The following is a 9,739-nucleotide window of genomic DNA, read 5'->3' as shown; positions in this document are numbered from 1 at the left end:
GCAATAACTAGCAAGCAAGAGCCCGTATTTCATGCGACCGTGGTTGGCAAGCCGCCGCTTGAGGATAAGTACATGGGCTGGGCGACTGAGCGCATTTTCTTACCACTTTTACGCACGAGCGTGCCAGAGCTACTAGACTACAATATGCCTGAAAATGGCGTCTTTCATAACCTTATCCTAGCCAAGATCAACGCTCTTTATCCAGCGCACGCAAAGCAGGCGATGCACGCATTTTGGGGAGTTGGGCAGATGAGCTTTGTAAAGCATGCGATCTTTGTGGATAACGATGCACCAGAGCTAGCAGAATACGACAAATTTGCGGACTTTGTGCTTGATCGCTTTGGTAGTGAGAGTGTGCTGATAAGTCAAGGCGTGTGCGACCAACTCGATCACGCTAGTCCAAACTCGTGCTTTGGCGGCAAGCTAGGCATCGACGCGACACAGGACTTTTGTAAATTTAGCCCTGTAGTTTTAAGCGACGATGAGCTTTTGGCTAAATTTCAAAGCGTTTCGCCAAATGTCAGGGAGCTTAGGCAGTTTAAAAAAGAGAGTAAAACGCCTATTTGTGTGGTGAAATTTGAAAAAGATCGCCCTGTAAAAGAGCTATTTAAAAAGCTTTTAGTCTTTAAAGAATTTTTCAAGCTTCTAGTCGTAGTCGATATGCAAAACTACCTAGAAAATCCATATATGCTGCTTTGGCGCGTGACAAATAACATCGATGCCTTGCGAGATATCTACATAGATGGCGAAATTTTCTGCGTGGATGCGACTAGCAAGAGTGAGCTAGAGGGATATACTCGTGGCTGGCCTATGCAAACAGACTGCGAGCGTGAAGTGGTGGCTAGCCTTGTTAAACGCGGCGTAGTGAAAGATGAGCCGGAGCTGTTTCATAAATTTGAGATATTTGGGTAGAGTTGTAGCCTAGTGGATTTGGCACGCTCGTGCGTAAAAGCGGCAAGAAAATGCGCTCAGTAGCCCACCCCATATACTTATCTTCAAGCGGCGGCTTGCCAACCACGGTCGCGTGAAAGATAGGGTCTTGCTTGCTTGTTATCGCCGTGACCTCCATCACTGGAAATGGCTCGATCGGCGTGTAAAAGCCGGTGTGATCGCCAAATGGCCCTTCAAGCTCGCTCTTAGTCGTATCGACAAAGCCCTCTATCACGTAGTCTGCGTCTTGCGGAACGTAAATTTCATTAGTGAGCGACTTTACAAGCTTGGCTGGCTCTTTGCGGATGAAGCCGTAAAGTAGCAGCTCAAAGACGCCCTTTGGCAGTGGCGCTTGAGCGCACCAGATATAAAGCGGATCGCCGCCGATCGCCACAGAGACTGGCATCTTACGACCTGCGCGCTTGTACTCGTGAAAGAAATTTGCGCCGTCTTTGTGGATCTGCCAGTGCATTCCAAGGCGATTTTTATCATAAATTTGCAGTCTATACATACCTAAATTTTGCAGTGCGCCATCAAGACTTTGCGTATAGACCTGCCCCATCGTGACAAAAGCGCCTCCGTCGTGCGGCCAGGTCTTTAGCGCAGGCAGGCTCAAAAGATCGGCCTGCTCGCCTATAAATTTGACCTGCTGGCACTCACCCTCACCCTTTAGCCTTTTAGTAAAAATCTTTCTCATGCTAAAAAGATAGGCCAAAAAGTCAAGCTTTTCTTTGAAATTCTCAGGTTTTTTGGGCTTTAAGAGCTTCTCTATCTCAGCTGCGATCTCATCAGGCCCCACGCCAAATATCAGCTCAAGCGCCCTTTTTGAACCGTAGATATTTGTAAGCACCGGGGCAAATTTACGCCCAGTTTTTTTGCAGACTGGATTTGTAAAAAGTAGTGCTTGTGAGCCCTCGCGCTTGACCTCGATGTAGCTAGCGTGCGCGATCTCTAGGTCGATATCTACTGGCTCCTCGATCACTCTAAGTAGGCCGTTATCTTTTAAAAGCTTGATGTAGTCCATATTTTTCCTTCATAATTTATATCCGAACAAGCCGTTTTCAAAGCTAAAATTTTAACTGCGTTTTGAGTCAAATTTGCAAACATTTTGAGCCAAAAACACAGCTTTAACTGCCGAAAAATTAGTAAAATCATAAAAATTATCGGTTTTGGCGGATACGCTAATTTAATTGCCGGCTTCGCAAAAATTTAATCTCTTACAACCCCTAACCAAAAGCGTGCGACGCTAAATTTACAGCGTTAAGACAAGCAAAAAGTTGCAAGCCGGCCTAGTTATCCTATATCTGTCTAAGTCGTCTTAAAAAGATACCATTTTGAGTTTGCAGAGAGCCGTTCTAACATTATAAACTCGCTCGGACTCATCTGCGGCAGATTAGATTCGTTTTCCACGCGCATAAAACCCACTACATTATCCGTTACGCCACCTATGATCACCTCAAAAACTCCACCGTCGTACGCCGCATGAGATAGATGTAATCGCTTTACGACTTCGTTTGCCGCCACTTCATCCTTTTGATATAGCGCAAACAGCTCTTCAAATTTTGCCTCGTTTTCGCGTCCGAATTTTAGCAATGCATTATCACTTGCCAAAATCAACCTTAAATTTTCTATATCCACGCCCATTGCTCTAAGTTGCGCCTTTTCCGCCTCGCTCGCAACCTCATAGCCATTTATCATCGCCTCTATGATGCTGGTTTGCGCGAGCGATCTGAGCGCATAAATACCGTCTTCTTTAGCAAAAATGTATAGATCAAGGTATGCGTCGTTTTTAGAAGTGAGCCAAACGCGAAATATCCCACTAAATTCGCTACTCCTGCCGAGTTTGGTGACTTTTATTTCGTCAAATTTGTCGGATGAGTAAAAATTATTTTTTAAGCGATCTCGCATCTCACCCTTAAAATAGACGTTTTTATCGAAATTTTTATCGGTAAAGAGCGAATAAATAAGCTCTAAATCTACCTGCGCAAAAAGCTCGGACATCAAAAACGCTAAAATAAGCGCTTTTCTCATATATTCGCCATCTCTTCAGCGCGTTTTAAAAGCTCTCTCGCCCCTTTTTCTATAAATTTATACGCTAACTCTTTGCCGACACTTTTAAATTTATCTTTGTTAGTCTTTAAGCTATCTTTTATAAACTCGCTTCCATCAGGCAGGCCAACGATCGCATCGATAGAAATTTTATCGCATTTTAGCCTTGCACTTATGCCTATTGGCACTTGGCAGCCACCCTCCAAAACGCTTACGAAGTCACGCTCTATGGTCGTTTCTATAACTGCATTTTCGTCGTTTAGAAAGTCAATCTGCTCTAAAATTTGCTTCTCATCTCTAGCCTCGACGCCAAGAGCGCCCTGCCCCATCGCAGGTATCATCTCGTCAAAGCCAAATGTGTAGATGTGTGCCACTTCAGCCTTGATATTTAGGCGGTTTATTCCAGCCATCGCCAAAATGATCGCATCAAATTCGCCCTCTTTTAGCTTGCGTAGGCGTGTTTGCACGTTTCCACGAAGCGAGATGATCTCAAGATCAGGTCTCATGATAAGTAGCTGCATCTTACGGCGTAGGCTCGTTGTGCCAACCTTTGCGCCGTGCGGTAGGTCGCTAAATTTAGCAAATTTCTCACTTATCATCGCATCTCTCGTGTCCTCACGTGAGCAAATGGCCGCTAGTTTAAGTCCTTCTGGAAAGACTACTGGCACGTCTTTTAGGCTATGCACGGCGATGTCGGTCTCGCCTTTTAGCATGCTATCTTCAAGCTCTTTTGTAAAAAGCCCTTTGCCGCCGATCTTGGCAAGTGGCGTGTCAAGTATCACATCGCCCTTTGTCTTCATGCCCTCAAGCACGACCTTCACGCCCTTGTGCTGCGCCTCGATCCTAGCCTTGATATGCTCGCTTTGCCAAAGCGCTAAGATGCTCTTTCTAGTTGCTATTTTTATCTCTTTCATCATCTCTCCTAATTTACTCTTTTTGGCTCTTCGATGACCTCAACGTCGATGATCTCGCCCTCATCTTTTTTACTGCGCTGCTCGCTAAAGTTTTGAAATTTAAACTCCTGATAGCTCTCATTTTTCGCTGCATCTTTCTTAAACACTAAAGAAAAAACGACCACGGCGATACCAAAAATATCTGTCAAAATCCCTGGCAAAAAGAGCAGCGCTCCGCCAAAGCTAAGTCCTAGCTGGCTAAATAAATTTCCGCCAAGAAAGCTTTTAAGCGCCACTTGAGGCGAATTTAAGCTAGAAAATCCAGCATTAAAAAGAAGTGCGATACCAACAAATCCAGAGACCAGCACCTCAAGAAAGTAGTTCAAAAAGCCAAATTTATCAACAAAAAGATAGATAAAGACCGCTTCTATCAAAAAAAACAAAAATGCAAAAAATCTCATAAGCTTTCTTTTATCTTTCTAAAGGCGTCGTTTGCCTCTATCGCCTCTTTGCTTAGCCCATCTCTTGTGATAAACTCGACCTTGCCATTTGCAAATTCTTTACCAACAAGTAGCGCATAAGGAAAGCCGATAAGTTCAAAATCATTCATCTTAACGCCAAATCTCTCGTTTCTATCATCGATTATGACGCTAACGCCAGCTTTTTTAAGGCTCTCATAAAGCTCAAATGCAAATTTCACGCCCGCTTCATCTTTTAAATTTGAGATGATGATCTCCACATCAAACGGCGCGCACTCTTTTTTCCAGATGCAGCCCCTCTCATCGTGGCTAGCTTCTATCATCACAGCGATAAGCCTGCTGATGCCGATGCCGTAGCAGCCCATCAAAAATGGCTTTGCCTTGCCGTTTTCATCAAGATATGTCGCATTCATCGCAGCTGAATATTTATCGCCTAGCTGAAAGATATGACCAACTTCTATGCCTTTGCTAAGTTTTAAATTTCCGCCGCAAACTGGGCATTTATCGCCCTCTTTTACCTTTACAAGGTCTTTAAATCTCTCCTCGTTAAATCCGCTAACACTAACGCCAACAAAGTGATAGTCCTTCTCGTTAGCGCCGCATATCATGTTATTTGCACCCCTTAGCTCGTTATCTATAAAAAATTTCACATCTTTTAGCCCAACTGGCCCGCAAAATCCAGCCACAAGCCCAGCTTTAGCCACGTCATCCTCGCTGGCATCTACTAGCTCAAGCGCCTTGCAAGCGTTTTGTGCCTTTGTCTCTTGAAGCTCGTCATCGCCCCTTACAAAAAAGACCACAACCTCCTCTTTCTCCTCGTAGATCGCCTTTTTCATAACAGCTTTTATGCAGTAAAACTCGCTAACTTTGAAAAACTCAGCGACATCTTTTATCGTTTTTGCATTTGGCGTTAGAAATTTAGCCGCGTCTGCCTCTGGCGCTTCAGCCTCGCTAACTCTTGGTTTGCGTCTTGCCGCCTCGACGTTTGCAGCGTATCTGCAAGCCTCACAGCAAAGTATGTCGTCCTCGCCATTACTTGCAAGCACCATAAACTCTTTACTGCCACTTCCTCCTATGGCTCCGCTATCAGCCTCTACGGCTCTAAAATTTAGTCCCAAGCGGGTAAAAATCTTACTATAAGTTGCCTCCATAAGGTCAAACTCACGCTTAAGATCCTCTTTGCTTGAGTGAAAGCTATAACCATCTTTCATCGTAAATTCTCGCCCTCTTAGCAAGCCAAAGCGTGGTCTTGCCTCGTCACGAAATTTGGTGTTTATCTGGTATAAATTTAGCGGCAGCTGCTTGTAGCTAGTCACCTTGCCACGCACCAAAGCAACGGCTGCCTCTTCATTTGTCGGGCTTATGACAAAGTCATTTTCTTTTCTATCTTTAAAGCGCAAAAGCTCCTTGCCAAAGACATTGTATCGGCCACTTTGCTTCCATAGCTCGCCTGAAGTGACCACACTAAAGCTCACCTCTAGCGCTCCAGCCTCGTTCATCTCCTCTTTCACCACGCGTGAAATTTTATCGTGCATGATCTTTCCAAGCGGCAGATAGTTGTAAAGTCCAGAGCCGATCTGCTCGACAAAGCCACCTCTTATCAAAAACTGATGGCTTGGTAAAGATGCATCTTTTGGCGCTTCTTTGGTCGTTGGGGCGTAAAATTTACTAAATTTCATCTATATCTCCTGCTTGAAAATTTTGTTCATCTTTTATGTCAAATAAAAATTTAACTCCGTTTGAAAGCTCGCTCGCTCTCTCCTCGTCTGCAAGCCCTTTTAGCTTCATCGTTGGCTGGTGCAAAAAGGCTTTAAAGACTTGATGAATGAGCTTTTGTGCCTCATCATAATCGCTATGTTTTAAATAGCCCTTTTTCATCGCCTTTTCTAGCTCATTTTTCGCGCAAATTTCAGCCTGCTTGCGGATTGATTTTATAAGAGGCACGCTCATATCTTCTTTTAAAGTCTTTAAAAACTCGCTCGTATCTTGACCGACGATCGAGTAGGCCTTTTGCGCCTGCTCCTCTCTGAGGGCTAAATTTTTACGCACGATCTCCTCTAAGCTATCGACCGTATAGACGCTGATCAGCTCCGTGTTTAAAAGATCGATGTCCCTTGGCACGGCGATATCAAAAAAGTATCTGTGAAATTCTCTTGGCTCGATGATCTCGCCTGTGATGATGGCGTGTGGAGCTGCAGTGCTTGAAAAGATGAGATCGTAGTTATTTACGTATTCTTTTAGTTTTAATATGCTATCCCAGCTCGCGCTATCTCCTAAGCTATCAACTAACTGCTCAACGCGCTCGGAGCTTCTGTTTATAATGATCACCTCTGCGCCACTTGATATGAGGTGCTTTGCTGCTAGCTCGCCCATCTCGCCAGCGCCCACGACGATAGCCGTTTTGCCCTCAAGCGTGCCAAAAATTTCTTTTGCTTTTGCTACGGCGACGCTTGAAACTGAGATTGGGTTTTTAGAAATTTGAGTTTCGTTTCTTACTTTAGCAGCGCACTTACATGCGTAGTGTATGATCTTGCTGATGTCTTCGCCACATGAGTTGTTGTCATAAGCAAATTTAAAGGCATTTTTTAGCTGGCCAACGATCTGCGTCTCACCAACGACTAGGCTATCAAGCGAGCTTGCCACAGCAAATAGGTGGTGGGCGGCACCGCTGTTCTCGTAGATGTCAGCTCTCTCATAAAGCTCATCTTCAAAAACGCCTGAAAATATCGACATACACCTGATGATATGAGCAGTGGCAGCCTTTACATCCTCCACGCTAGCTATGATCTCGACGCGGTTGCAGGTGTTTAGCACCATGCTCTCTTTTATGTTTTTGTTTGAGTTTATCAGCTTTAAAATTTGCTCTTTTTTCTCGTCACTATCAAATGCAAGCTTTTCTCTGACCGAAATATCAGTATTTTTATATGTAAAACTTATGTCTAAATAGTGCATCAAAATTCCCTATCTATCATGCTTTTTATGATCCCTTCAAGCTCGGCGTTTTTATACTCTTTTATCGCTTCTATCGCCTCAGCTCCAAGCCTTTTGGCTTCATTTATAGCCTTGCTAAGTGAGCTAGTTTTATCAAAATTTTCTTTTAGCCACGAAATTTCGTCCGCGTTTAACTTCTTTGCCCAAAGTGATCTAAGCTTTGTTTTGCTAGCCTCATCTAGGCTCTTATAAAGATATATGTAAGGAAGTGTCGTTTTGCCCTCGACAAAGTCGTTAAGCGCTGGTTTGCCAAGCGTTTTTTCATCTTGAGTTATGTCTAAGATATCATCAACGATCTGAAATGCAAGACCTAAATTTTTGCCATAAATTCCAAATTTCTCACTATCTTTGCCAGCTAGCTTTGCCCCGCAAATAGCCGTAGCTTCTATCAGAACAGCTGTTTTATAATAAATCATCTTTAGATATTCTTGCTCGTTTTCGTTAAAATTTTCAGCCATTTTCACATCCATCATCTCGCCGATGCTTAGTTTGCTGACCGCGTCTGAAACGACAGCTGCGATGCTTGGATCAAATTTTGTAAGCTCAAAATAAGCCTTTGAGTAGAGAATGTCACCTAGCATGACTGAGTTTTTACTGCCAAAAAGCGCGTTTATACTTGGCTTGCCGCGTCTTATATTTGCCTCGTCTATGACGTCGTCGTGAAGCAAGCTTGCAAGGTGGATGAGCTCGATGATAGCGCAGAGTTTAAGTGAAATTTCACTCTCGCCTGCGATTTTTAATAGAAGTTTTGAGCGCAGCTTCTTGCCTGAGCTTATTTTTACAAACATCTCACAGGCCTCTTCGTAGCCAAGCTCGCTTATAAATTTAGTCATTATTTCATCGATTTTATCCATTTTTATCCTTCTATTTATCCTCGTGCGGATCTCTAAAACCCACATCCACACGCTTGCTCTCATCTAGCAGCGCCACCCTAAAATGCGCCTTTTTGTCCCTAAAATCAATAAATGATATATAAAGGCTCACACTCTCGTTTGGCGGCATAGTAAAGTCAGGCAAAACTCGCTGCATATAGGTGTTTTGTCCTTGTCTTAGCGAAAAGACCATCTGCCTTGGATAGCGCCTAAAAAAACTTTGCACAGTGATATTTGTGCTATCAAATAGCGTCCAACGAAAGTCAAATGTTTCAACTTTTTGAGTTTTTTTCTCGGTTATAAAGACCCGTGCCCACTCATCTTTTTTAAGCTCAAATGTATGCACCGAATTTGGGTCAAAATTTGGCTCTTTTGCAAAAACAAGAGCGGCCAACAAGGCTATGAGCGCAGAAATTCTACTCATTTTGGCTTAAAATTTCTCCGCTAAGCTCGATATATAGGTCATTTACTCCGTTATAAATTTTATCTTGTTCGCTGAAAATAAAATTTCTGATCTCATCTTCGCTAACGCCATGCTTCTCGCAAAGCTCACTCATAGCTACAAATTTCTCAAAAATTTTATCTATCTCGTTTTTAACCAAAATGGCATTTGCGTTAAACAAAATGTCATAAAATTTATCCCTCGCACTGCCCTCAAATATATCTATCATCGCTGTTTCTTTGAAAATTTCTTAAGATTATAGCCAATTAAAACTAAGTTAGAAATTTAATATTATCTCCCACGCTTCGCTGACATTTTTAGCATTATAAGTCGCAGTTTTGCTCTCCTCGCCAAATCCCCAGCAAACTTGCACATAAGGCATATTTGCGTTTTTAGCCGCCAGCTCGTCTTTTAGGCTATCTCCGACAAAGATCGCCTTGCTGGCTCCAGTTTTTTGAACAGCCAAATGAAGCATCGCAGGATCTGGCTTTTGCGGTATCTCCTTGCTAGCACCGATGACCTCGTCAAATAGCTCATAAATTTCATTTTTCTTTAAAATTTTCTCTAGCGTATCGTGCGGGGCGTTACTTGCCAAAACGACCTTAAATTTAGCCTCTTTGCACTTTTGCAAAAGCTCTCTCACGCCATCATAGGTAATCGCGCACTCATCGTAAAATTTCTTAAATTTCTCTTCAAAACCCTCTTTTAAGCTCTTGCTTGGCGTGTCGATGCCGTAAAACTCAAGGGCTAAATTTCTACCTGGTTCGTTGATCGCTTTTATGATAAATTCTTTATCAAGTGGCGCTAAGCTTAGCTCGCCCCTTACTTCATTTACCGTTTTATATATCGCCTCGCCGCTATCGATCACTGTGCCGTCCATATCAAAAATAACTACTTTCAATCCTCATCCTTAAATTTATTTTTATGCTTTTCTTTTTTATATGTCTTTTGATTTTTTAGCTTATCAAGGAGATTTGCCGCCTTTAAAAGCTCATCTTTTGGGGCATTTTTGATAAGCAAATTTATAAAATTTTCTAGCGCCTTTGAGTATGGCTGATCAAGATAAACAGCCTCTACTTTTTC

At 43.0% G+C, this 9,739-nt stretch carries 9 protein-coding genes and 3 pseudogenes; 1 reads left to right on the top strand and 11 read right to left on the bottom strand.

Annotation, left to right across the window (positions count from 1 at the left end; all coding sequences use genetic code 11):
- Nucleotides 1–912 (top strand): annotated as a pseudogene (locus tag Q0296_RS02040) (UbiD family decarboxylase domain-containing protein); the annotation flags it as partial.
- Between the two features lie 19 nt (nucleotides 913–931).
- On the opposite strand, the pseudogene Q0296_RS02035 reads toward Q0296_RS02040, so the two are convergent.
- The 11 genes and pseudogenes from Q0296_RS02035 to Q0296_RS01985 all read right to left on the bottom strand — a co-directional run.
- Nucleotides 932–1,954 (bottom strand): annotated as a pseudogene (locus Q0296_RS02035) (UbiD family decarboxylase); the annotation flags it as partial.
- Nucleotides 1,955–2,238: 284 nt separating this feature from the next.
- Nucleotides 2,239–2,961, bottom strand: coding sequence for a hypothetical protein (locus Q0296_RS02030; protein WP_298036004.1), 723 nt, complete (start codon nucleotides 2,959–2,961; stop codon nucleotides 2,239–2,241).
- Nucleotides 2,958–3,893: a hydroxymethylbilane synthase gene (gene hemC, locus Q0296_RS02025; protein WP_298036002.1), complete on the bottom strand. Its 936-nt coding sequence runs from the start codon at nucleotides 3,891–3,893 to the stop codon at nucleotides 2,958–2,960. Before hemC ends, Q0296_RS02030 begins: the two co-directional genes overlap by 4 nt.
- A gap of 8 nt (nucleotides 3,894–3,901) precedes the next feature.
- Nucleotides 3,902–4,333: an FxsA family protein gene (locus Q0296_RS02020; protein ID WP_298036000.1), complete on the bottom strand. Its 432-nt coding sequence runs from the start codon at nucleotides 4,331–4,333 to the stop codon at nucleotides 3,902–3,904.
- The gene (locus Q0296_RS02015) at nucleotides 4,330–6,030 is read right to left on the bottom strand and encodes a proline--tRNA ligase (protein ID WP_298035998.1); all 1,701 of its coding nucleotides are present in this window, start codon (nucleotides 6,028–6,030) and stop codon (nucleotides 4,330–4,332) included. Before Q0296_RS02015 ends, Q0296_RS02020 begins: the two co-directional genes overlap by 4 nt.
- Nucleotides 6,020–7,303, bottom strand: a complete 1,284-nt coding sequence (hemA, locus tag Q0296_RS02010) for a glutamyl-tRNA reductase (protein ID WP_103621341.1) — start codon at nucleotides 7,301–7,303, stop codon at nucleotides 6,020–6,022. The genes Q0296_RS02015 and hemA overlap by 11 nt, the downstream gene beginning before the upstream one ends.
- A complete protein-coding gene (locus Q0296_RS02005) occupies nucleotides 7,303–8,196 on the bottom strand; it encodes a polyprenyl synthetase family protein (protein ID WP_298035995.1) in 894 nt (297 codons plus the stop codon). Before Q0296_RS02005 ends, hemA begins: the two co-directional genes overlap by 1 nt.
- Before the next feature lie 10 nt (nucleotides 8,197–8,206).
- A complete protein-coding gene (locus tag Q0296_RS02000) occupies nucleotides 8,207–8,638 on the bottom strand; it encodes a hypothetical protein (protein WP_298035993.1) in 432 nt (143 codons plus the stop codon).
- A complete protein-coding gene (locus Q0296_RS01995) occupies nucleotides 8,631–8,885 on the bottom strand; it encodes a DUF2018 family protein (protein WP_148785404.1) in 255 nt (84 codons plus the stop codon). Before Q0296_RS01995 ends, Q0296_RS02000 begins: the two co-directional genes overlap by 8 nt.
- A gap of 48 nt (nucleotides 8,886–8,933) precedes the next feature.
- Nucleotides 8,934–9,557 (bottom strand): HAD family hydrolase, encoded by a 624-nt coding sequence (locus Q0296_RS01990; protein ID WP_298035991.1) that lies wholly within the window; start codon nucleotides 9,555–9,557, stop codon nucleotides 8,934–8,936.
- Nucleotides 9,554–9,739: pseudogene (locus Q0296_RS01985) on the bottom strand (hypothetical protein); the annotation flags it as partial. The pseudogene Q0296_RS01985 and the gene Q0296_RS01990, both read right to left, overlap by 4 nt.

Source organism: uncultured Campylobacter sp. (assembly GCF_937890585.1).
Taxonomy (GTDB): Bacteria; Campylobacterota; Campylobacteria; order Campylobacterales; family Campylobacteraceae; genus Campylobacter_A.
The sequence above is the reverse complement of the archived record's forward strand: the minus strand, read 5'-3'. Positions and strand labels throughout refer to the sequence as shown.